Annotated in this window: 22 protein-coding genes and 1 pseudogene; 15 read left to right on the top strand and 8 right to left on the bottom strand. The window is 31.6% G+C overall.

Annotation, left to right across the window (positions count from 1 at the left end):
- Positions 1–72: 72 nt before the first annotated feature.
- Positions 73–1,212: a tRNA(Met) cytidine acetate ligase gene (locus tag BQ4446_RS06735; protein WP_071027780.1), complete on the bottom strand. Its 1,140-nt coding sequence runs from the start codon at positions 1,210–1,212 to the stop codon at positions 73–75.
- Between the two features lie 97 nt (positions 1,213–1,309).
- Between BQ4446_RS06735 and BQ4446_RS06730 the strand changes: the two genes are divergently transcribed.
- From BQ4446_RS06730 to BQ4446_RS06710, 5 genes are all read left to right on the top strand, one after another.
- Positions 1,310–2,503, top strand: coding sequence for an acetate/propionate family kinase (locus BQ4446_RS06730; protein WP_071027778.1), 1,194 nt, complete (start codon positions 1,310–1,312; stop codon positions 2,501–2,503).
- Between the two features lie 81 nt (positions 2,504–2,584).
- Positions 2,585–3,109, top strand: coding sequence for a YceD family protein (locus BQ4446_RS06725; RefSeq protein ID WP_071027774.1), 525 nt, complete (start codon positions 2,585–2,587; stop codon positions 3,107–3,109).
- 12 nt (positions 3,110–3,121) lie between these two features.
- A complete protein-coding gene (gene rpmF, locus BQ4446_RS06720; protein ID WP_071027772.1) occupies positions 3,122–3,304 on the top strand; it encodes a 50S ribosomal protein L32 in 183 nt (60 codons plus the stop codon).
- A 240-nt stretch (positions 3,305–3,544) separates the two neighbouring features.
- A complete protein-coding gene (locus tag BQ4446_RS06715) occupies positions 3,545–3,715 on the top strand; it encodes a DUF362 domain-containing protein (RefSeq protein ID WP_071027769.1) in 171 nt (56 codons plus the stop codon).
- Positions 3,716–3,948: 233 nt separating this feature from the next.
- On the top strand, positions 3,949–8,229 hold the full coding sequence (locus BQ4446_RS06710) for a 2-hydroxyacyl-CoA dehydratase (RefSeq protein WP_071027768.1): 4,281 nt from the start codon (positions 3,949–3,951) through the stop codon (positions 8,227–8,229).
- A gap of 201 nt (positions 8,230–8,430) precedes the next feature.
- Here BQ4446_RS06710 and BQ4446_RS06705 read toward each other — a convergent pair whose 3' ends face one another.
- From BQ4446_RS06705 to BQ4446_RS06685, 6 genes and pseudogenes are all read right to left on the bottom strand, one after another.
- Entirely contained in the window at positions 8,431–8,931 is a 501-nt protein-coding gene (locus tag BQ4446_RS06705; RefSeq protein ID WP_335341265.1) for an ABC transporter permease, read from the bottom strand.
- Positions 8,928–9,221, bottom strand: a complete 294-nt coding sequence (locus BQ4446_RS08755) for a glycine betaine ABC transporter substrate-binding protein (RefSeq protein ID WP_071027767.1) — start codon at positions 9,219–9,221, stop codon at positions 8,928–8,930. The genes BQ4446_RS06705 and BQ4446_RS08755 overlap by 4 nt, the downstream gene beginning before the upstream one ends.
- Before the next feature lie 113 nt (positions 9,222–9,334).
- Complete coding sequence (locus BQ4446_RS08750) at positions 9,335–9,472, bottom strand: glycine betaine ABC transporter substrate-binding protein (RefSeq protein WP_280630414.1); 138 nt, start codon at positions 9,470–9,472, stop codon at positions 9,335–9,337.
- Positions 9,473–9,517: 45 nt separating this feature from the next.
- A pseudogene (locus tag BQ4446_RS08745) lies at positions 9,518–9,846 on the bottom strand (ATP-binding cassette domain-containing protein); the annotation flags it as partial.
- Between the two features lie 259 nt (positions 9,847–10,105).
- Positions 10,106–11,023, bottom strand: coding sequence for a copper amine oxidase N-terminal domain-containing protein (locus BQ4446_RS06690; RefSeq protein WP_071027766.1), 918 nt, complete (start codon positions 11,021–11,023; stop codon positions 10,106–10,108).
- A gap of 8 nt (positions 11,024–11,031) precedes the next feature.
- Positions 11,032–11,514, bottom strand: coding sequence for a ferlin (locus tag BQ4446_RS06685; protein ID WP_071027764.1), 483 nt, complete (start codon positions 11,512–11,514; stop codon positions 11,032–11,034).
- Positions 11,515–11,677: 163 nt separating this feature from the next.
- On the opposite strand from BQ4446_RS06685, the gene BQ4446_RS06680 reads away from it, so the two are divergent.
- From BQ4446_RS06680 to BQ4446_RS06660, 5 genes are read left to right on the top strand one after another with little or no spacing between them, the layout of a single operon-like run.
- Complete coding sequence (locus BQ4446_RS06680; RefSeq protein WP_071027761.1) at positions 11,678–13,012, top strand: CCA tRNA nucleotidyltransferase; 1,335 nt, start codon at positions 11,678–11,680, stop codon at positions 13,010–13,012.
- Positions 13,005–14,348, top strand: a complete 1,344-nt coding sequence (gene glmM / locus BQ4446_RS06675; RefSeq protein WP_071027759.1) for a phosphoglucosamine mutase — start codon at positions 13,005–13,007, stop codon at positions 14,346–14,348. The genes BQ4446_RS06680 and glmM overlap by 8 nt, the downstream gene beginning before the upstream one ends.
- Before the next feature lie 8 nt (positions 14,349–14,356).
- Positions 14,357–15,193, top strand: coding sequence for a DegV family protein (locus BQ4446_RS06670; RefSeq protein ID WP_071027757.1), 837 nt, complete (start codon positions 14,357–14,359; stop codon positions 15,191–15,193).
- A 10-nt stretch (positions 15,194–15,203) separates the two neighbouring features.
- Positions 15,204–16,325 (top strand): 5-bromo-4-chloroindolyl phosphate hydrolysis family protein, encoded by a 1,122-nt coding sequence (locus BQ4446_RS06665; RefSeq protein WP_071028350.1) that lies wholly within the window; start codon positions 15,204–15,206, stop codon positions 16,323–16,325.
- A complete protein-coding gene (locus BQ4446_RS06660) occupies positions 16,318–17,445 on the top strand; it encodes a toxic anion resistance protein (protein ID WP_071027755.1) in 1,128 nt (375 codons plus the stop codon). Before BQ4446_RS06665 ends, BQ4446_RS06660 begins: the two co-directional genes overlap by 8 nt.
- 175 nt (positions 17,446–17,620) lie before the next feature.
- Here BQ4446_RS06660 and BQ4446_RS06655 read toward each other — a convergent pair whose 3' ends face one another.
- Positions 17,621–18,637, bottom strand: coding sequence for a PTS sugar transporter subunit IIC (locus BQ4446_RS06655; RefSeq protein ID WP_071027753.1), 1,017 nt, complete (start codon positions 18,635–18,637; stop codon positions 17,621–17,623).
- Between the two features lie 366 nt (positions 18,638–19,003).
- Here BQ4446_RS06655 and BQ4446_RS08165 point away from each other — a divergent pair, with 366 nt between their 5' ends.
- The 5 genes from BQ4446_RS08165 to prfB all read left to right on the top strand — a co-directional run bounded on the left by BQ4446_RS08165 (position 19,004) and on the right by prfB (position 24,548).
- Positions 19,004–20,932 carry an acyl-CoA dehydrogenase family protein gene (locus BQ4446_RS08165; RefSeq protein WP_083329052.1) on the top strand — a complete coding sequence of 643 codons (1,929 nt, stop codon included), beginning with the start codon at positions 19,004–19,006 and terminating at the stop codon, positions 20,930–20,932.
- Positions 20,933–20,941: 9 nt separating this feature from the next.
- Positions 20,942–22,306 carry an FprA family A-type flavoprotein gene (locus BQ4446_RS06645; protein ID WP_245149687.1) on the top strand — a complete coding sequence of 455 codons (1,365 nt, stop codon included), beginning with the start codon at positions 20,942–20,944 and terminating at the stop codon, positions 22,304–22,306.
- Positions 22,307–22,483: 177 nt separating this feature from the next.
- Positions 22,484–23,095, top strand: coding sequence for a class I SAM-dependent methyltransferase (locus tag BQ4446_RS06640; protein ID WP_071027752.1), 612 nt, complete (start codon positions 22,484–22,486; stop codon positions 23,093–23,095).
- A gap of 10 nt (positions 23,096–23,105) precedes the next feature.
- Positions 23,106–23,375, top strand: coding sequence for a hypothetical protein (locus BQ4446_RS06635; protein ID WP_245149686.1), 270 nt, complete (start codon positions 23,106–23,108; stop codon positions 23,373–23,375).
- 60 nt (positions 23,376–23,435) lie between these two features.
- Positions 23,436–24,548 (top strand): peptide chain release factor 2, encoded by a 1,113-nt coding sequence (gene prfB, locus BQ4446_RS06630; protein ID WP_071027751.1) that lies wholly within the window; start codon positions 23,436–23,438, stop codon positions 24,546–24,548.

Here is a 24,548-nt window from a genome sequence, read left to right as displayed (position 1 = left end):
ACTAAAAGCCGTTCAATGCGAAAATCGCAGAAAGCGGCTTTTTTATTGTAGAAAATAATCAGTCAGCATTTATCATTTTACATAGGGGCTTTTTATAAAGTCTTCATTTAAAATATTAAATTTTAGATTGTACAAATTACTTGCCCTTACTTCCATATCCAAGATATTTTTTAAAAATCCAGAAGATTTTTCGTAAGAATCTTTAAATTTAATAATCTTATCACCTTTAATTTCCTTTAGGATTTCTTTTCCTAAATTATCCATGGCAAGAACTCTAAAGTATGGATAGGAAAAAGAATTTTTAACATCTTCCTTTTTTATATCAAGGAGAATTTCATTTATAAGCCTAGAAATTCTTGAAGATGTATATCTTTTAGAATTAACTATATTAACAAATTCGTAAATATTTTTGGCATCTAAATTTTTTAAAAATCTTTTTTCGAGGCCTTCTTCATAGTCCATAAATTTAGAAAAATCTATTTTTTCTAAAAGAATTTTTGCCTTAAAGATTTCAAAATAATCATTGGGTCTATGAATTTTAAAATCCTTAAATTTGTAGGGTAGAAATTCACTTGTATCCATATTTTTGTAAATTAGCTTTCTGAGAGCAGTTGATGATAAAAAATCGCCTTTGCTATCAAGGGATAAGTGGGGATTTCCCCTTCTTAAAATACCTTCATAAGTCATATTTGAGGACAGTTTTTTTATAGAATTTATATATTCAATGGCTAAAATATTATTTGCCCTTGAAAGCATATTTTTTTCATCATTAGTTAAAAAATTCATTGAAAGATTTTTAGCTTCAATAAAAGAATAACCTTCTTTTAAATATTTTTTCAGGGAAATTCCCTCTTCCATATTTAAAATTTTCTCTGAAATAAGGTCAAGTTTAGGGTAATCATCTTCGCAACCAAAAAAAAGTCTATCCACAATTTTTAGGGAATTTAAAATAGAAACTCCACCAAAAGCAAAATTTGAAGCACTTGCAGAGGAAAAGATAACTGGTAGCTCCAAAACAAGACTAGCCCCCATTTCAACGGCAATTTTTGCCCTATCAAATTTTGATATAATTGAAGGAGTACCCCTTTGGGTGAAATTTGAGGACATTAGACAAATTACATAAGGTGAAAATTCTTTTTTTATTTTTTCAAGTTGATATAAGTGGCCCTTGTGAAAGGGATTATATTCGCAAATTACAGCCCCAATTTTCATAAATTACCTCCAATTATTGACTTAATTTTTCAAATGTTATAAACTATTTATGTTAAATTATACACTAAAAAAAGATGATTGGAAATTAGGAGGACGTATGAAGATTTTAGTTATAAATTGCGGTTCTTCATCTTTAAAATATCAATTAATAGATATGAATGATGAATCCCTTTTAGCAAAGGGCCTTGTTGAAAGAATCGGAATTGAAGGTGCTAGAATTAAGCACGAAACTATTGGTAAAGAAAAAAAGGTTATTGAAACAGGAATTGAAGACCATAAAAAAGCCTTAAGTTTAGTTATGGATTCTTTAACAAATAAGGAATATGGAACTATTGATTCCCTTGATGAAATATCAGCAATTGGTCATAGAGTTGTTCATGGCGGTGAATCTTTTGCTGAGTCAGTTATTATTGATGAAGAAGTTATGAAGGCAATTGAAGAAAATGTAGAAATAGCACCTCTACACAATCCACCAAATATTATGGGAATTAGAGCCTGCCAAAAACTTCTTCCTAATGTTAAACAAGTTGTGGTATTTGACACTGCTTTTCACCAATCAATGCCCCCAGTTTCATATATTTATGGATTGCCCTATGAATATTATGAAAAATATAAGGTTAGACGTTATGGCTTCCACGGAACAAGCCACCAATATGTAACAAATAGGGCAGCAGAAATTTTAAATATTGATCCAAATAAGGTAAATTTAGTTACTTGTCATTTGGGAAATGGATCTTCAATAACAGCTGTTGAAAATGGAAAATCAAAAGATACTTCTATGGGCTTTACCCCTCTTGAAGGCCTTGTAATGGGAACAAGATCAGGAGATTTAGACCCGGCAATTCTTTCATTTATAATGGGAAAAGAACATTTAAACCCAGAAGAAATGACAAATATTTTAAATAAAAATTCAGGAGTATTAGGAATTTCTGGTGTTTCTTCAGACTTTAGAGATATTGAAGGAGAGGCTGAAAAGGGAAATGGAAGAGCAAGCCTTGCCCTTGACATTTTTGCCCAAAGAGTTCAAAAATACATTGGAGCATATTTAACAGAACTTGACCACGTTGACGGTATTGTATTTACAGCAGGAGTTGGTGAAAATTCTCCTGAAATGAGAGAAAAAATTTGCCAAGGTCTTAAGATTTTCGGTGCGGAAATTGATAAGGAAGCAAATAAGGTTAGGGGAGAAGACAAAATTATCTCAACTGATAATTCAAAGATAAAACTTATTATTATTCCTACAAATGAAGAATTAATGATAGCAAGAGAAACATTAAAACTTGTTAAATAAATTCCATAGAAAGCAGTTAAAGTCTTGACATTTTAGGAATTATTTTATATAATAATTTGCATGTAATTTTGAGGTGAGAATATGTTATTAAATATAAGAGATTTTTTAAGTAGCGAGGATTCCTCCTTTGACTTTCAAGGATCCTTATATGAACTAAAAAGCCCCTATGAAATAGAGGACTTAAATTTAAACTTTCCCATAAATTACAAAGGAAAAATTATAAATTTAACAAACGGTTATGAGCTTGATTTAGATATTGATTATAGCTTTAAATGCAAGTGTTCAAGATGTTTAAAGGATATTAAACCAAGGGAAAATACTTCTCTTGTGGCCTATAATTATAAGGACAAAAGTTTTTATGATGAAGATTCCATTGATGAATACTTTAAAATTGAACATGAAAGCATTAAGCTTGATGATTTAATTATTTCCACAATTATTAGCACAAAACCATTAAAAAGTCTTTGCAAAGAAGATTGTAAGGGTCTTTGTCCTAAGTGCGGAAAAGATTTAAATCAAGGACCTTGTGACTGTGATAGTGAAAAAACTAATAGAGATAATATAGATCCTAGGTTATCTAAATTACTTGACGTATTTAAAGGATAAGGGGGTGTGAAAATGGCCGTACCAAAGAGAAAAACTTCAAAACAAAGAAAAAATAAAAGGAGAGCATCCTCTTATGTATTAAATAAAACTACTATAGTGGAATGCCCAAACTGCCACGAAATGAAAATGCCTCACAGAATTTGCCCTGAATGTGGTTTTTATGATGGCAAAGAAGTTATAAAAATTAATGAATGAGAAAAAGTATCTGCAATTTAGCAGATATTTTTTTGTTCCTTTTATTAAAAACTTTTAATAATTACAAGTTTTATAAATTTATTTAATTTTTTAGAATACACCTTTCTTCTTAATAATAATTTGTAATTGATAGTTATTTCTATTTTTGAAAAAATCACTATAATTATTTGAAAAAATATATATTCTATGTTATCATTTACTAGTAATATAAGACTGATATGAAATTTACGGAGGTGTAATATGGCTTATAAAATTACTGACGCATGCATCGCTTGTGGTGCTTGCCAAGCAGAATGTCCTGTAGGTTGTATAAGTGATGGAGATATTTATTCAATCGATGCAGACCAATGTATAGACTGTGGTTCATGTGCAGGAGTATGTCCTGTTGGGGCACCTGTACCTGAAGACTAAGATTTAAAAATGACGAGGAGGGGTACCTCGTTATTTTTTTGCTCAAAATTATTTTATCTTCAAATTTATTAATAAATTATAATAAATCTTTTTCCAAAAATCTTTTAAAAATATAAATCTTATATAAATATTTTTTTATTTTTTACAAAATCACTAAAGTTTTTTAAAATCGTGATATAATATAGCTAATATTAAATACTATATATTTGATATTTTACCGAAAGGAGCATAATATGAAGATTCACATGGGATTAGACGTTGGTTCTACAACAGTAAAACTAGTAATCTTAGATGCTGAATTAAATATTTTATATTCCACCTATAGAAGACACTTTTCTGATGTAAAACAAACTGTAAAAGATGTAATCATCGAAGTTTATCCTAAATTTAAATTTGATTCTGTTACTTGTTGCGTAACGGGAAGCGGAGGGCTTTCTGTCCACAAACTTTTGGATATTGAATTTATTCAAGAAGTTATTGCTGGTCAAGTAGCAATTTCTTCCTATATTCCCCAAACCGATGTTGCAATTGAACTTGGCGGGGAAGATTCAAAGATAACTTATTTGCGGGGCAGTGTTGAACAAAGAATGAATTCAATTTGTGCAGGCGGCACAGGTGCTTTTATTGATCAAATGGCAAGTCTTTTGCAAACAAATGCATCAGGCTTAAATGAAATGGCAAAATACTATAAAAAACTTTATCCCATTGCTTCACGCTGCGGAGTTTTTGCCAAGACTGATGTTCAGGCCCTAATAAATCAAGGAGCAGAAAAATCAGATATTGCAATTTCAGTCTTCCAATCTGTAGTCAATCAAACTATTTCAAATCTTGCCTGTGGAAGACCGATTAGGGGAAAAGTTGCCTTTTTAGGCGGTCCTCTTCATTTTCTGCCCATGCTCAAGGATAGATTTGTTAAAACTTTAAATCTTTCGGGGGATTCAATAATTAGCCCCGAAAACTCACAAATTTTTGTAGCCCTTGGTGCTGCAATTGCGTCCATACAAAAAAAACCAATTTCTTTTATCGAACTTTTCACGAGAGTTAATTCAAATGACAATTATATAGAAAAAGAAACAAGTCTTCTTGATCCACTATTTTCTAGTGATGAAGAAGTCTTAGAATTTAAAAAAGCCCACAATACTAAAGACATAAAAGAAGTGGATATAGAAACTTATGAAGGTCCGATTTATTTAGGTATTGACTCAGGTTCTACAACTTCAAAAGTCTTGGCTTTAACTGAAAATAACGAAATTATATATAAATATTATGGTTCAAATAAAGGTAACCCCTTAAATATTGTCATTGATAAATTAAAGGAAATTTATAGCTTAAAAAATAAAAATGCATATATTTCCTGTGCTGGCTGCACTGGATATGGGGAAGATTTCTTAAAGGCTGCTCTTGGTCTTGATCTTGGAGAAGTTGAAACTATTGCCCATTTTACAGCTGCAAAATTCTTTGATCCTGATGTTGATTTTATTTTAGATATTGGTGGTCAAGACATGAAGTCTATGAAAATTAAAGATGGAGTCATAGAATCTATTCTTTTAAATGAAGCCTGTTCATCTGGCTGCGGTTCATTTCTTGAAACTTTTGCCCACAGCGTAAATTTAACGGCTAAAGATTTTGCAAATCTTGCAACAGAATCTCGAAAACCCGTTGATTTAGGTTCAAGATGTACTGTTTTTATGAATTCAAATGTAAAACAGGCTCAAAAGGAAGGAGCAAGCGTTGAAGATATTGCAGCTGGTCTTGCTTATTCAGTAATTAAAAATGCAATTCAAAAGGTTATAAAAATTAGGGACCCCAAGGATTTGGGGAAACACATAGTTGTTCAGGGAGGTACGTTTCTTTCAGATGCAGTTTTAAAGGCCTTTGAAAATTTAACTGGAGTTTCAGTTACAAGGCCAAATATTGCTGGGCTTATGGGAGCTCTTGGCATGGCTTTAATTTGCAAGGAAAAGGCAAAGGGAAAATCACAAATTATATCTCAAGAGAAACTCCTGGAGTTCACCTATAAATCAATTTCTACAAATTGCCATCAATGCACGAATAGCTGCGCCCTTTCTGTTAATATTTTTCCAAACGGAAAGAGATATATTACTGGAAATAGATGTGAAAAGGGAGCTGGAATTGTTAAAAAAGATGAAGATGCTCTTCCAAATATGTATAAATATAAGTTAAATAGACTTTTTGACTACGATTCTCTTTCAGAAAAAGAAGCCAAAAGAGGCACAGTTGGCATACCTAGAGTTTTAAATATGTATGAAAACTACCCTTTCTGGCACACTTTCTTTACAAAACTTGGCTATAGGGTAGTTTTATCGAAAGAATCATCAAGAGAAGTTTATGAAAAGGGAATAGAAACCATAACTTCGGAAACTGCATGCTATCCTGCAAAACTTACCCATGGTCATATAATGGATTTAATTGAAAAGGGAATAGACTTTATATTTTATCCATCAGTCTTTTATGAAGAAAAGCAATTTGACCATGCAAATAATACCTTAAACTGTCCAGTCGTTGCTGGTTATTCAGAAGTTATTAAAAATAATGTAGATGAAATTGCAAGTGGAAAAATAAAATTTATGAATCCTTTCATTTCATTTGATGATAGAAATAAACTTGAAAATAGACTGGCAGATGTTTTTAAAAACATAGCAAAATCAGAAGTTAAAAGGGCTGTGAGAGCAGCTTATGAAGAAGAAGATAGATATAGGGATGATGTATTAAATGAAGGAACAAAAATCTTAGACTATTTAGATGAAAAACATTTAAAAGGTATTGTTTTATCAGGAAGACCCTATCACATTGACCCAGAAATAAATCACGGCATTCCAGAACTTATAAACTCTTTGGGACTTGCAGTTTTATCTGAAGATTCAATTGCAAGGGAAGTTGAAATTGATTCAAAACTAAGAGTTCTAGACCAATGGAACTACCATTCAAGACTTTATAGGGCGGCAAAATTTGTAGGAACCAAGGAAAATTTAGAACTAATACAATTAAATTCTTTTGGGTGCGGAATAGATGCCGTAACAACAGATCAAGTTCAAGAAATTATGACTGCCTATGACAAAATTTATACAGTTTTAAAAATTGATGAAATTTCAAATTTAGGGGCAGTAAAAATTAGAATAAGGTCATTAATTGAAGCCTGTGAAAAACGTGACTTTATAAAAAGAGAAGCAGATGAGTTAAGACAAATTAATGACGAGCCTATACTTTTTACAGAAGAAATGAGAAAATCTTACACAATCTTAATGCCTCAAATGGCTCCCCTACACTTTAGTATTTTTGAATCAATTCTGCAAAATGAAGGAATAAATATAAAAGTATTGAAGGATTCAGGGCATAAAGTTGTCAACGAAGGTTTGAAATATGTTAATAACGATGCCTGCTATCCATCAATGTTTGTTGTAGGACAGTTTATTGATGCAGTTAAATCTGGTGAATATGATGTAGATCATTTGGCCCTATTAATGAGCCAAACAGGAGGAGCATGTAGGGCATCTAACTATGTTGCCTTTATTAGGAAAGCCTTAAAAGACGCAGGATACGGAAAGGTCCCTGTAATTGGAATTTCCTTCCAAGAAATTGAATCTCATCCGGGTTTTAAATTTTCAAAAACACAGATGATAACATTAGGCAGGAAACTTGTTCAAGCCCTCTTATATGGAGATTTAATTTCAAGGCTGACACTTGCAACAAGGCCCTACGAAATAATTAGAGGTTCAACAAATATATTAAGGGATAGATGGATTGGGATTGTAACAGATAAAAATCTATCCTATTCCAAGGAAAGGTTTATTAAAAATATCCATAAAATGGTTGGAGAATTTGCAAGACTTGAAATTTCTAAAGATAAAAAGCCAAAAGTCGGCATAGTTGGAGAAATCCTTGTAAAATATGATCCTGCTGCCAATAATCATATAGCTGAACTTTTAGAAAAAGAAGGAACAGAAGTTGTAATTCCTGACTTAACAGATTTTATGATGTATTCCTTTAAAAATGCAAGAGCAAAGGCAGATTTATTATCAAAATCCTATTTAAATGCTTTTGTTTGTGATCTTGCTATAAAATATATCGAATATTATAGAAGAGAAGTAAGAATTGCCTTAAAGAATACAAGATATACAGCTCCAGAAAAGATTGAAGAAATTATAGACTATGCAAAAAAATATGTAAGTCTTGGAAATCAATATGGAGAAGGCTGGCTTTTAACAGGCGAAATGGTAGAATTAATTGAAAGCGGATGCGAAAATATAGTTTGTGTACAACCCTTTGGATGCTTGCCAAATCACATAACAGGAAAGGGAGTTATAAAAGCCTTAAGAAATACCTATGAAAAGGCAAATATTATTCCCATAGATTTTGATGCATCAGCTTCAGAAGTAAATCAATATAATAGAATAAAATTAATGCTTTCACAAGCACGCAAAAACATGGAAGAACCCAAGCAAAATTATAAGAGGGGACATCTTAGAACAAGGGCACTTAAAAAATTAAGTTAAAATATAGTTGAAGAACGGAGGTCAATTCAATTGACCTCCACTTTTTTTGTCTTAGAATTTAAATTTTTGTAAAGGTTCTTGGTGTAAGTTTATTTTAAAGAATGCCAAGTAGAAAATCTGCTATTATTGCCATAAAGGCTGTTGGTATTGCTCTCGCAATTATTATTGTACCACCATTTGCAACATTTATTCCTCTTGTTATTATATCTCCAAGGCCTCCTGCACCAATAAATGTGTCGACAGCTGTAACGCCAATGGCAACGACAAGAGCGTTTCTAATTTCCCCATAATTATTGAAAGGGAAAGAGGTAGTTCAATTTTTGCCATTATTTGGTATCTTGTCATTCCCATGCCCTTTGAAGCATCAATTAAATTTTTGGAAATTGAAATAATGCCGGCAACTGTATTTTTTAAAATGGGCAGTATGAAATAGAGAAAAACTACAAAGACAACTGTTGTAGGTCCTATTCCCATAACGAACATTAGAATTGCTAGCATGACGAGGGAAGGGACTGTTTGTAAAACATTGGCTATAGAAATTAAAAAATTTGAAAGTTTTTTATTTCTTGCTATTAAAAATCCTAGGGGTATTGATATTATACTTGCCAGTAGGGCTCCATATATTGAAATTAAAAAGTGTCTTACAAATTGTGAAAAAACATAGGAAAAATTTTGATTGTAATATAAAATTAAATTTTTCATAGGTCACCTTCTTCAAAATAATTATGGTCTTCTAAAAATTCTTTTGCCAAAGTTTGAGCTTCTATTAAGTCTTCATCACTTTTTCTATTTAATTCTTGCATTGTTTTAGAATCAATAACTCCTTCTAGTTTTAGCATAGCTTCATTTAGCTTTGGATATTTGTCAATTATTTCCTTTTGAGCAACTGGCGAGCAGTCATAGGGCGGAAATAATCTTTTGTCATCTTCTAGTAATTTTAAATTATATGAAGCAACTCTTCCGTCAGTTGAATATCCTAAAACGACATACATATTTTTTGAAGCTACTGAGAATATACTAAACCGATTTGCATAAGATAAATTATGTAAAAGGTAAAGCCATAAATACTTTTAAATCCTTCATAGCTATCTCCAGGTCTATTTATCTATCCTGTATCAACTCCAACGCTAACCTCATCTTTTAATTTTTCAAAGTCAGATATTTTTTCAAGTTTATGTTCATTTGCAAAATATTCTCTAACCATAAAGGCATAGGTATTTGAAAAACCAAAGGGATCATCCATGAGTATTATATTTTGGTGGGCTGCAAGTGCACGTATAACACTAATTCTTTGCTGCCGACCACTTGAAAGTTCAGAAGGATATTTATCAAAGTAAGATTTAGGAAGGTCCGCTTTTTCAATAAGATCCTCTGCAATTTTTCTCATTTTATCCTTGTCCCATTTTAAAAGTTTGGGAACTAAAACCACATTTTTATATATGGTTATATGGGGAAAAGTCCAATTTGCTGTATCACATATCCTATTTTTCTTCTTAAATTGACAGGATCCATTTTTGAAATGTCTTTACCGTCAATTAAAAACTCCTCCTGACTGGGCTGGTTCATTCTATTTATCATTCTCATACGAGTAGTTTTCACTGAGCCTGAAGTTCCAATAAAACAAATAAATTCTCCACTTTCAAATTTTAAATTTATATCCTCTACAGTAACATGACCACCAGGATAAATTTTTTTACATTTTCAAATTCAAACACTTTCCTATCACCATCCTGTATTGAATTATTTCTTACTTTTATTTCATAACCAAGAAATGGCTTAAATAGGACATTTTTTTAAAAATAAATAAAAAATCAAGTAAGAAATAAACTAAAAAAGATCCCAAAATATTGGGATCTTTAAAGAATTTTAAATTTTATTATTTGCCTATTTTATTCATCAAATTGTCAATAATTTTATTTTCTTTTTCATTAAAAGCTTTTATATCTTCTCTTGCCTTGTAGGATTCTCCCTTAAGATTTGCTTTATAGGCATCCTTAAGTTCAGTCATTTTTATTTGATATTCAGTAAAGGAATTTACAAGAACTTTTGCCTTGTCTTCATTTTTTTCTAGGATTGAATCTTTAAGCTGTGGTACAATTTTTAAGGCCTTTTCAGCTGCATCCTTAGCAATTTCATAAGTGTCCTTAAATTTATCGGGGGCCTTTAGATTTATAAGCCTATTTAAAATATTTGTTATATCAGCATTTGCCCTTGTATAGGCATTTTCTAATTCTTCTTGGGAAAGAGAATCAGCCTTTTCAAAATAAGATGATTTTAAAGTAGACATTGTATTTGAAAGGTCATTTTGAATTTCATCAAAATCCTTTAAAAAAATATTTTCATCAACTTCTAAATCTTTTCTTTCTTCCTTACGAGGATCAAGTTCTTTAGTAATTTTTACAATTTTATTTTTTGTATCCCAGTCAACCCTGCACTTAAAATTTTCTGCAATGAATCTTATGGGGACGAAAGTTCTATTTTCTTTAATTAATGGAGCTACATCCATTTCAAAATGTTTACTACCAGCATTGGCAGTAGTTTTTCCAATCCAAAGCTGAAGCATATTATTTTCGTTATCATTAATTAAAATAGTTTTTTCTTCCTTACTCCATCCAACTGTATAGCCAAGGGATTCGGAAATAAGTCTTAAAGGCACCAGGGTCCTATTATTTTGGATAAATGGGCTGACATCACTTTCCACATTTTTTCCATTAACTTCAATTTTTATTTCCTCTGCAAAAACGCTAAGGAAAAGCATTAAAAAAACTAAGCTTATAGGAAATAATTTTTTCATTTTTCCACCTAATTTGTTCCTTCCTTAATATATTTTTCTTCAAGATAAACTAAATTTCCGTCATTTTCATCTTGAATTTCAATAAAAGAATCGCCGCCACGAGTTGGTTCTATTTTTCCTTCTTCTCCATCCTTATAAAACACTATATATTCTTTATTGGGAGATAGGCTTTTGGGAAGCTCAACTTCAATATTTGAAAGGTCGCCAAGATAGTCAGTTAAAAAATTTGCTTCAACACCATTTGTTGATGAAGATTGAATTCTAACTTTTGAAATGTAAGTTGAATTTTCAATTAAATTATCTATATATTCCTTGTCAAAAGATGAAGTCATTGGCATATTTTCTTCAGAATTTTCTGAGCCTTCGTTTTTAATTACTACAGTATTTTTTGAATTTACATTTGCTTCGGCCTCTCCTGGATTTTTATTTTTTCCACAGGCCATTAAAAATATAGGTAAAATTAAAGTTATTATAAGTAATTTAGATTTCATACAAACCTCCTTAAGTTATTTTACCATATTTGTCTTTTTTATTAAATAATCATTTGCCTTATAACTTTTCTTTAATAAAGTTTTAGGAATATTTAATTTTTAAGCCTTGGGCCTTTGTTTAATTTATGAGATATTAATGATATAATTAATTTGGTGAAGTAAAATTAAAGACGTCTTTAAACTTTTAGAAAAATTAAATGAAAAGGGATTTGAAGCCTATATTGTTGGCGGTTGCGTTAGGGATTATATTTTGGGAATTATTCCAAAGGACTATGACATTACAACAAATGCTTTGCCAGATGAAATAGCTAATGTTTTTAAAGATTATGGAATTTTAAGACATGGTGAAAAATACGGGACAATTGGGGTAGGCTTTGAAAATAAATTTTACGAAATAACAACTTTTAGATCTGAAGGATCTTATAATGACAATAGGCATCCAGGACAAGTAAAATTTTTAAATAATCTTGATGATGATTTAAAAAGAAGGGATCTTACAATTAATGCCATGGCCATGGATAGGTTTTTAAAAATTTATGATCCCTTTGGTGGCAAAGATGACTTAAAAAATAAAATAATTAGGTCTTGTGGTAATGCAAATGAAAGAATAAAGGAAGATGCTCTAAGGATTTTAAGGGCAGTCCGTTTTGCGAATAGATTTAAATTTTATATAGATGAAGACCTTTTCGATGCCATATCCTTAAATAGAGATCTTTTAAGAAACATATCAAAGGAGAGGATTTTTTCTGAGTTTTCTTCTATGCTTTTAGATGAAAGGCCTTCCTATGCTTTAAGACTTATGGCTGAAAGTGGAGTATTAAAAGTTTTATTTCCAGATCTTCAAAAGACAGTAAATTATGATCAAAAAACTCCTTATCATGACAAAACTTTATTTGATCATTTAATTTGTGTTATGGATAATTGCCCACCAAAACTTCATGTAAGACTTGCAGGTTTATTTCACGATATTTCAAAACCTGACACTTTTTCCTTTGGAGAAGACGGGAGGGGACATTTTTTTGACCACGACCTTTTAGGAGCTAAAAGGGCCGGAGAAATATTAAGGGACTATAGGGCTTCAAATGAACTAATAAAAAAAGTAGAAATTCTTATAAGGGAGCATATGAAAGTCCATAGCGAAATGACAGATAAGGCCCTAAGAAGGCAAATAAAAAGGATTGGTAGAGAAAATATTTTAGATTTATATGATTTAATGTATGCCGACTGTGTGTGTACAAGAATTGATAGAGACGGGTCTTTTATTCTAAAGAGAAAAAATAGGATTCTTGTGCTTTTAGATGAAAGGGATATGCAAAAGGAAAAGTTTTTAGAAATTAATGGAAATGATTTACTTGCTCTCAATTTTAAGGGGAGAGAAATTGGCCAAATACTTTCAGATTTAGAGGCGGAAGTTTTAGATAATCCTTCATTAAATACTAGAGAAAAATTACTTGAAATAGTTAAAAATAAATATAAAAGTGGTGATGATATTGGGTAGACTTTTTGGGACTGACGGAGTTAGGGGAGTTGCAAATAAATTTTTAAGCCCCCATCTTTCCTATGAACTTGCAAGAGCAGCAGGTTATGTATTAAGCAAAAATTCTCGGGGAAAGGTAATTGTTGGACGTGATACAAGATATTCTGGAGATTTAATTGAAGCAAGTCTTGTTGCAGGATTTTTAAGCATAGGGCTTGATGTTGACATAGCAGGAGTTATTCCAACCCCTGGTATAGCTTATTTAACAAAAAATGGAGACTATTTAATGGGAGCAGTTATTTCAGCTTCTCATAATCCTTTTGAATATAATGGCATAAAATTCTTTTCCCATGATGGTTTTAAATTGCCTGATGAAGTTGAAGACAAAATTGAACAAATTATTTATGATGACCTAAAAATTTATAAAGATTTAACAGGTGATGCCATTGGAAGAGTTAATAGGAATAATGAATTTTTGGAAAAATATAAGATCTACTTAAAAACACTTGCAACAAAAGATTTTAAGGGAATGAAAATTGGACTTGACCTTGGAAATGGAGCTTTATCATCTATTGCTGGAGACCTTCTAAAATCACTTGGAGCAGATGTTATTGAAATAAATAGAAATCCTGACGGCAAAAATATAAATAATAAATGCGGATCAACAAATCCTGGCCTTATAAAAAAACTTGTATTAGAAAATTCCTGCGACATGGGAATGTCCTTTGATGGAGATGCAGATAGGATTATTGCCGTTGATGAGAAGGGAGAAATTGTTGACGGAGACCATATCCTTGCCATTTGTGCTTCTTATTTAAAAAAGAATGGAAAGTTAAAAAATAATACAGCCGTAGGCACAATAATGTCAAATATGGGTCTTGAAAAGTTTTTATCATCAATTGATGTTTCCTTTAAGGCGACAAAAGTTGGGGATAGATATATCATTGAAGAAATGCTTAAAAATGACTATATAATTGGAGCTGAGCAGTCAGGCCACGTTATATTTTTAAATCATAATACAACTGGGGACGGACTTGCAACGGGAATTAATCTTTTAAATATAATGAAAGATGAAGGGAAAAAACTTTCAGACCTAAATGGTCTAATGATTTCCTATCCCCAAGTTCTTCAAAATGCAAAAGTCCCTGAAGAAATAAAAAGAAATATTGTAGATATGCCTCAAATCCAAGAAAAAATAAAAAAACTTGATGAAAAATATTCTGGAAGGGGTAGAGTTATTATAAGACCTTCTGGGACTGAACCCCTCGTTAGAGTAATGATTGAGGGTGAAGACCTAAATTTAATTGAAGAAGATGCAGTAAATTTAAAAAATTATATAGAAAAAGAATTTAATTAGGAGAAAATATGTATAAGATAATAAGTGATTCAAGCTGTGACCTCAAAAAAGATGAAATTGTGGACTTAAATGTGTCCTATGTACCCTTTAAAATTACTATAGACGGTAAGGAATATGTGGATGATAATGACTTTGAAATTGGAGACTTTTTAAAAAATATGCAGGCTTCACTAAATCCAATAAAAACATCATGTCCTGCTCCCTACGAATTTATGGAAGAAATTGAAAAAAATAAGGACAGGGACATTTATATAGTAACTATAACTTCAAAACTTTCTGGCTCCTATAATGCTGCCCAAGTTGCAGTTGAAGATGCAAGGCAGAAATTTCCAGGCATTAAAATCGGCCTAATTGATTCAAAAACTGCATCAGGTGGTCAAACTGGCGTTGTATTAAAGCTTCTTGACCTTTTAAAGGAAACAGAAGATTTTGATACAGTAATGAAGGGAATTACAGATTTTGTTAATGAGCAGACAACACTTTTTGTATTGGAATCAATGCAAAATTTAATAAAAAATGGAAGAATTAAAAAAAGTGCTGGCCTAATTGCAAATGTACTAAATATTAGGCCAATAATGGGGACAAAAGACGGAGAAATTGAGCTTTATGAAATGAATAGGGGAATGAAAAAATCTTTGGAAAAACTTGCCCTTGCCCTAGAGAAAATTACTAATAAAAAATCCTTTGACAGAATTTGCATTTCACATGTAAATGCCAAGGAAAGAGCAGAAAAACTTGCTAAAAGATTTAAAGATTTGTATGAGGTTAATGAAATTGTAATTCGCCATACAAATGGACTTTCAGCCGGCTATGCCGATATTGGAGGAATTGTTATTGGATTTTAAGGAGAGATTTATGGAAAAAAATGGAAAAAAATCTGAAGAGGATTTCAATAAAATTGTTGATCACGCTATAAAAGATGAAAATTTTAAGGACCTTAATAAATTTATTAATGAATCTATTGATGCGGCCCTTAATTTTACCAAATCTTCCATAGATAAACTTGTAAGTAAAAGAGATAACGGAATTTATAGTGTTAATAAGGATGACAACATAATAAATCAAAAACCAAAAATGGAAAAAAGGATAAAAACATGGTCAGGTCTTTCTAAATTTTCACTTGTGGGCCACAGTTTTCTATTTGTTGTGTTTTTAATTAATCTCTTTACTAGATTTGAATCTGATATTTTTTTAATGATAATATTTTGGCTTTTGCCTGGTATTGGCTTATCCTTTTATGGTTTGAAAAAAACTGATAGTATAAAAAAGCAAATTGTTAGATTTAGAAAATATAAAAGAGAAATTGGAAATAACACTGTAATTCCAGTAATGGACCTTGCAGTTGCCGTTGCAAAATCAAAAGAATTTACTATAAAAGACCTTTTAGATTTAATTGATAAGGACTTTTTTAGACAGGCTAGAATTGTTGAAAATGGAGAGCTTTTTATCCTAGATTCAAAGACCTATAAATTATACAAAAAAGAAAAATTAAATGAAATTTCTAAAGAAGATTTAAAGCAAATTGAAGAAGAAAATATTTCTGCTGGTGAGCTTATAGATAGGGCAAAGGCTGACATTACACAAATTGCAAATTCAGTTGATAATCTAAAAGAGCCTATGAAAAGTAAGATTACTAATTTACTGGGGACAGTTAGAAAAATATTTAAAATGGCAAGGGAAGATTCCGATACAGCTAAAGATTTAACAAGATTTGTGGACTATTATTTGCCAACGACAACAAAACTTGTAGATTCTTATAAAAATTTACAGGACAGCCCCACACGAACAATGAAGGCATCACTTACAGAAATTGAAAAGGCAGTTGATACAATAAATAATGCCTTACTAAAGCTACTGGATAAGATTTTTGAAGACAAGGCCATTGACATTTCATCAGATATTTCTGTTTTAAAAACAATGTTAAGGCAAGAAGGACTTTTAAACGATGAAGTTAATTTAGGAGGAAAAAATGGATAGAGAAATAAAACTTTCCCTAGACGGCACAAATGATGTGGAAGAAGAAAAAATTGAATTAAATTTAAATGATAGCCTTCCCCAAAGGGAGCCACATTTAAGCCCAGATGAAGAAAAACAGGTTAGTGAATTTTCAAAACAAATAGATATTTCAAACCCTAATGTCATTCTTCAATATGGTGCTGGTATCCAAAGAAAAATTGCAAACTTTTCTGAAAAAACCTTAAATCAAGTGAAGACAAAAGATCTTGGAGAAGTTGGTGAGCTTTTAGGAAATGTTGTTACAGAACTAAAAAATTTTGAAATAAATGAAGAAGACAATAAAATTGTTGGCTTTTTTAAAAAGCAAATAAATAAATCAAATGGAATAAAAAGCAAATATGAAAGTGTTGAAAAAAATATAGATAATATTATTAAGGGGTTAGAAAAACACCAAGTAACACTAATGAAAGATATTGCCACTCTTGACCAAATGTATGATTTAAACGAATCTTATTACAAGGAGCTTTCCATGTATATTTTGGCTGGAGAAAAAAAGCTGGCCGAGGCAAAAAATCTTGAGCTACCAAAACTTGAAGAAGCTGCCAAAACTTCAAATCTTCCCGTTGATGCTCAAAAAACTAATGATTATGTTAATTTTATAAATTCTTTTGAAAAAAAACTTCACGATTTAGACTTAACAAGAACTGTGTCCCTGCAAATGGCACCGCAAATTAGAATGGTTCAGTCTTCAAATACAGTTATGGTTGAAAAAATTCAGTCAACTATTGTAAATACCATACCTCTTTGGAAGTCGCAAATGGTTATAGCTATGGGGGCAAATCATTCAAGAGAAGCTGCCAAGACAACAAAAGAAGTAACGGATCTAACAAATAAGCTGCTTAGGAAAAATGCAGAAAGCTTAAAACAAACTACTGTTGACACAGCAAGACTTTCAGAAAGAGGAATTGTTGACATTGACACAATTAAATATACTAATGAAAAATTAATTGAATCCTTAAATGAAGTTCGCGACATTCAAAGAGATGGTCAAAGAAAGAGAATGGAAGCAAGCGAAGAATTAAAACAAATTGAAGAAAACTTAAAATCTTCTCTATTACAAATTGCTAATAGGGAGGACTAAATATGAAAATCAATTATAAGAAGTTGTGCTTTCATTGGTTGGTTATGAAAATCTTATTTTTACAATAATACAAAAAGGTGCTTGCCTAAATAGTTTAACTATTTAGGCAAGCACCTTTTTTGATTGCATTTGATTTGTTTAAAAAAGTTATATTCTTACTAAAATATAATATGATTTATAAATCTAAAACCATATCTCCATCTTTAATCCATGAAATTTTCCTCATAGGAATATAAAATAGATAGGAAACTAGAGCAGGTAATAATATATGCAAAACTATAATTATCATAAGAAGTTTCATAAAAGGAACCTCAGGCATTGAAGTAAAAGTTGCAATTTGTCCTACAAGTCCACAAGTTCCCATACCTGATCCTATTGGAATATTAGTCATCTTAAAAATCATTGTTGAAATTGGGCCCAAAACTGCTGAGGCAAGAGTTGGGGGCAAAGCAATTTTTGGATTTTTTACAATATTAGGCATTTGCAACATACTTGTGCCTAATCCTTGGGCAATTAAGCCTTCAAAACCGTTATCCCTAAAGGAAATAACTGCAAATCCAACCATTTGGCAGCAGCAACCAACTGTTGCAGCACCGCCGGCTAGACCTGATAGGGAAAGCATCATACAAAGGGCAGCCGAAGAAATAGGAAGCGTTAAAACAATGCCAACAATAACTGAAACGATAATTCCCATAATAAAAGGTTGTTGTTCAGTTGCAATTATAATAATATTACCAATTGCAGTCATAAGAGCGTTAATAGAAGGGCCTACAAGATTAGCCACACTTACACCAACAAGAACTGTTACTACAGGAGTTATAACAATATCAATTTTTGTTTCTTTTGAAACAAGCTTACCAAATTCAACGGCAAGTAAGGTTGCAATATAAACTCCCATTGGTCCGCCTAGCTCATTACCAGCAATTCCCACAACCGTTGAAGCAAAAATAACAAGGTTAGGTGCTCCAAGAGCATATGCTATTGAAACGGCAATAGCTGGGCCGGTGGCTTCTTTTGCTAGTGGCCAAATTGTTTCTGAAAGGAATTTAATGTTTAAAGACTGACCAAGTGAATTTAAAATTGTGCCTACTAATAAAGTGGCAAAAAGTCCGAATGCCATAGCACCTAAGGCATCTACAAAATAAATTTTTGGGGAAAGCATAATATTCTTTCTCCTCAAAAAAGATTTCATTCTCAATCCTCCTTCAAATGTAATCCTAATAATTATAACACTTAATTACTAATAATTGTAATATTTAATAGCAGAAAATATAATTTTACAAATTATATGCATTGAGATAAATATTTATTTAAATTAAAGAGTGGAAAAAGTATAAAGTTAAAATATTTTAAAAAATTTAAATAATGTTTTTAAATAATTAATATTGTATGTTTTATTTGTCTTTATTGGGTATATACCTATGTGTATATATTTTTAAGAAATCACACTAAGAATTTATAATAATTTGCAAAAACATCTTTACTAACTTGGCAAAGTGTGGTAAGCTAAAAACATAATACACCAAATCGGTACAGATTATATTTAAGGAGGCAAATAATGTATAAGACGACTGATGAACATGAAGCCCTTCGTAAATCTATTAGAGAATTTGCTGAAGCGGAAATTAAGCCTATAGCCTTTGCACTTGATCAGGCAAATGAATTTCCTGATGAAATTGTAAAGAAGATGGGCGAAAATGGTTGGATGGGTATTCCCTATAGCAAAGAATATGGTGGAGCCGGACTTGACGCACTTTCATATGCAATTGCTGTTGAAGAACTTTCAAGAGTAGATGCTGGATGTGGTGTTATTTTATCTGCTCACACTTCTTTAGGTTCTTATCCTATTGAAGCTTTTGGTACTGAAGAACAAAAGAGAAAATATCTTGTTCCTCTTGCTAAGGGAGAAAAACTTGGAGCATTTGGTTTAACAGAACCTAATGCCGGTAGTGACGCTGGTGGAACTGAAACAACAGCTGAACTTGATGGAGACTATTATATTTTAAATGGTGGCAAAGTATTTATTACTAATGCACCAAAGGCTGATACTTATGTAGTTTTTGCTGTTACAACTCCAGGAATTGGAACACGTGGTATTTCAGCTTTCATTGTTGAAAAAGGCTGGGAAGGCTTTACTTTTGGTGACCACTATGACAAAATGGGCATTAGATCCTCTTCAACTGCTGAATTAACTTTCAACAAAGTTAAGGTACCCAAGGAAAACTTACTTGGACAAGAAGGTCAAGGATTTAGAATTGCAATGCAAACACTTGACGGAGGAAGAATTGGTATTGCTTCTCAAGCACTTGGTATTGCTCAAGGAGCTTATGAAGTAGCACTTAAATATGCAAAAGAAAGAGTACAATTTGGAAGACCGATAGCACAACAACAAGCAGTAGCTTTTAAAATAGCAGACATGGCAACACAAATTCGTGCTGCAAGATTTATGATTTATTCTGCGGCAGAAATGAAGACTAATCACGAAAAGTATTCAATGGAAGCTGCTATGGCTAAAACTTTTGCCTCTGAAACAGCTATGTTTTGTGTAAATGAAGCTCTTCAAATCCATGGTGGTAATGGATTTATGAAAGGTATGGAAGTTGAAAGATTTTTCAGAGATGCTAAGATAACAACTATTTATGAAGGTACAAGTGAAATTCAAAGAGTTGTAGTTGCAAATAATTTAATTGGTAAGGCACCTAAGAAAAAGAGAAAAGCAGCAGTAGTTCAAAAAGCCCAAGAACCTATTACAGGTCAAAGAAAAAGAGAAATGATTCAAGCTGACACCCCACAAGAACAAGTTGACATTTTAGTTAAAAACTTAAAGAAAGATGGATATGATTTTTCAGTTGGTATTTCAATAGACACACCAATTTATGAAGCTGAAAGAGTTGTTTCAATTGGTAAGGGAATTGGATCTAAAGAAAATCTTCCAATGGCTGAAGCTCTAGCAAAAGCTGCAGGTGCTGCTATTGGATGTTCAAGGCCAACAGCTGAAACCTTAAAAGTACTTCCACTTGAAAGATACGTTGGTATGTCTGGACAAAAATTTAATGGCAATCTTTATATAGCATGTGGTATTTCAGGAGCTGTTCAACACTTAAAGGGTATTAAAAATGCTTCAACAATTGTTGCAATTAATACAAATCCTGGTTCTGCAATTTTCAAGAACTGTGATTACGGTATTGTTGGAGATATGTTTGAAATAATACCACTTTTAACTAAAGCTCTAGGAACAGAAGAAAAGAAACCAGCTCCTCCAATGAAAAAAGTTAGAAGATCTAAACCAAGAAAACTTGCTCCTAACTATTCAGTAAAGGTATGCCCAGGATGTGGATATGAATATGATCCTGATCTTGGAGATCCAGAAGGAGAAATCGACCCAGGTACAGAATTTGAAAGACTTCCAGATGATTGGAGCTGTCCTGATTGTCAGGAACCGAAAGCTAATTTCATTAAAGTGGAATTTACTGATGATAGAAAATAAGGAGGAACCATGTATACAGTAAGAAAAGTTGTAGATGATCTATATTATGTAGGTGGAAGCGATAGAAGACTTGAACTATTTGAGAATCTATTCCCAATACCTAGAGGAGTTGCCTACAATTCATATCTATTAATGGATGAAAAAACTGTGCTAGTAGATGCCGTTGACTGGTCTATTGCACGTAACTATATAAATAATGTTGAACAAGTATTGGATGGTCGTCCACTAGATTATTTAATAATCCACCACATGGAACCTGACCACTGCGGTACCATTGATGAAATGATTTTAAGATACCCTAACTTAAAAATTATTTCATCAGAGCAAGGTTTCCAAATAATGAGACAAATTGGATACCATGTAAAAGACGAACAAACAATTATTGTTGAAGAAGGAGATCAAATTTCCTTTGGTAAACATAATCTTTTCTTTATAGAAGCACCTATGGTCCACTGGCCAGAAGTTATTATGTCACTGGATACAACAAATGGCGTATTATTCTCTGCTGATGCCTTTGGTTCATTTGGTGCCCTAGATGGACAGATCTTTGCTGATGAAGTAGATTTTGAAAGAGATTGGCTTGACGATGCAAGGAGATATTTAACAAATATTGTAGGCAAATATGGCCCATTTATTACAAATGTTTTAAAGAAAGCTGCTACTGTTGATATTAAAGTTATCTGTCCACTACACGGTCTTATTTGGAGAAAAGATTTAGGATGGTTTATAAATAAATATGCAACATGGGCATCCTACACACCAGAAGTTGAAGGAGTTTTAATTTGCTACGGTTCAATGTATGGTAATACAGAATTTGCAGCTCAAACACTTGCAACAGCTCTTTGCGAAAAGGGAATGACAAATGTAAGATGCTATGATGTATCAAAAACCCACTATTCATATTTAATTTCTGAAGCCTTTAAATATTCTCACATAGTTTTAGCTAGCCCAACCTACAATTTAGGAATTTATCCTAATATGAAGAACTTCATTATGGATATGGCTGCTCTTAACTTACAAAACAGAACTATTGGAATTATTGAAAATGGTTCTTGGGCTTGTACAGTTGGAGATAAAATTGAAGACTTCTTTGAAGAAAATTGTAAATTAATGGACATTCTTCCCGAAAGAATTACTCTTAACACTTCTTTAAATGATATTCAATTAAATGACGTTAATGCTATGGCTGATGCAATTCTTGAATCTATGAAAAATATTAGAGAATTACATGCAAAAATAGACCAAAAATCAGATTCTACTTCTGAAGAAAAAGCAGAAGAAAAGGAAGAAGCTGAAGAAGAAGTACATGAAGAAGAAAATCACGAAAATCATGACAAACGTGATAATCATGATAATAAAAATAAAAGAAGATAATAATTTAGCATAAAATAATACAAATTTATTAAAGACTCTAGCTTAAAGTTAGGGTCTTTTTTTAAGCTATAAATTATTGTAGCTTAATATAAATAAACATTTTATTTATTATTAATAATTGTTATTAATTAAAAGAAATGATAAAATTTCCTTAATAAAAGAAATTAGGAGAATTTTATGTTTAAAGAATTTTTTAAAAATGTTATAAAACCTAAGGAAAATTTTGGCGGAAGATTTATGGTTAAAGGAATGAATGTAGGCCATGAAAAATTGGCAAGTTGGGGCAGATCATTTTTAAATATTGAAAAGGACCATAATATTTTAGACCTAGGCTGCGGTGGAGGAAGAAATATTGAATACTTTTTAACAAAATCTAATAAAGTTTATGGAATGGACTATTCTAAAACAAGTGTTGAAATTGCAAGAAAATTAAACAGAGAAGCAATTAAAAGGGGCAGGTGTAAAATTATTGAAGGAGATGTTTCAAGCCTTCCCTTTGAAGATAATTCATTTGATATAGTTACTGCCTTTGAAACAATTTATTTTTGGAAGGAATTAGAAAAAACTTTTAAGGAAATCCATAGGGTCTTAAAAAAGAGAGGACAATTTTTAATTTGCAATGAAGGAGCCTACAGAGACCATAAAAATATTAAAAAATGGGCAGATATGTTGGAATTTGAAGTTTATGATCCAGATTATTTGAAGGGTCTTTTAGAAGAAATTGGATTTTCCTGCGAATATCATTTTGATAACAAAGAACATATTGCCTTTATAAGCATTAAAAAATAGGAGAATTTATGTGGTTAATAAGTGGTTTATTGGCAATAATTTTTGCCTTTTTAAATATTTTTTACTTTTCAAAGGGAAAAGACCCAAATTTTTTAGATTTTTATCCTTGGCCTTAACGGCTATAACCCTTTGTTTTTTTTATAGGGATGCATATATACATCTTAATAATAAAGATTGGTCTGGTCTTATGGATATAGTACCTACCATGTCAAAAGCCTTATTTATTTTAACCTTTGCATCAATAATAATTAATGGCTTAAGTCTTTTTAAGGCAAAATAATAGGAAGTCTTAAATTTTTATTTGCATTGTCTTATGGTATAATTAAAAAAAGGAGTTTTTATGGAACAGAATATATATTTAGATAAGGAAAAACTTGAAAAAGCAAACGCCCTAAATGATGCTCTTGGCTTATCAATTGATATAGAGGGTCTGAGAGGAAAAATTAAAGATTTAAATAAAAAACAATTGGAAAGTGATTTTTGGGACGATAACGAAAGGGCTCAAAAAATTATAAGGGAAACAAATTCCTACCAACAAAAAGTTGATGCCTATGACGAAATTTCATCTTTAATCGAAGATGCCAATGACATTATTACCCTAATGGAAATTGAAGATGACTATTCAGCCTATGATGACTTAAAAAAATGTATAGAAAATATAGAAGAAAAGGTTTCAGATTTTAAGCTGCAAACTCTATTAAATGGAGAATATGACGGCAACAATGCCATACTTTCTATTCACGCTGGAGCAGGAGGAACTGAAGCCCAAGACTGGGCAAGTATGCTTTTAAGAATGTACACAAGATATGCTCAAAATAAAAATTTTAAGGTTGAAACTTTAGATATTTTAAAGGAAGATGAAGCTGGAATAAAATCCGTAACCTTAAAAATTTCTGGTGAAAATGCCTATGGATATTTAAAGGGAGAAAAGGGAGTTCACAGACTTGTAAGAATTTCGCCCTTTGATGCTAACAAGAGAAGGCATACATCTTTTTCATCTGTGGATGTATTTCCTGATATTGAAGGGGATGTTGAAGTTGAAATTAAAGATGAAGATTTAAAAATTGACACCTATAGATCATCAGGAGCAGGCGGTCAACACGTTAATACTACAGATTCTGCAGTAAGAATTACCCACCTTCCAACTGGAATTGTGGTGCAGTGTCAAAATGAAAGAAGTCAAATACAAAATAGAGAAAAGGCTATGCACACTTTGAAGTCAAAATTAATAGCTTTGGCTGAAGAAGAAAGAAAGGAAAAAATTGAAGACCTTCAAGGAAATTATTCACAAATTGCTTGGGGATCACAAATAAGATCCTATGTTTTTCAGCCCTACACCCTTGTTAAAGACCATAGAACAAATGCCGAAGTTGGTGATGTGAATAGGGTTATGGATGGAGATTTAGACCCTTTCATTAACGCATATTTAAGAGAAAATGCTAAGGAAGGATAA

The organism is Peptoniphilus raoultii (assembly GCF_900099555.1).
Taxonomy (GTDB): Bacteria; Bacillota; Clostridia; order Tissierellales; family Peptoniphilaceae; genus Peptoniphilus_A; species Peptoniphilus_A raoultii.
The sequence above is the reverse complement of the archived record's forward strand: the minus strand, read 5'-3'. Positions and strand labels throughout refer to the sequence as shown.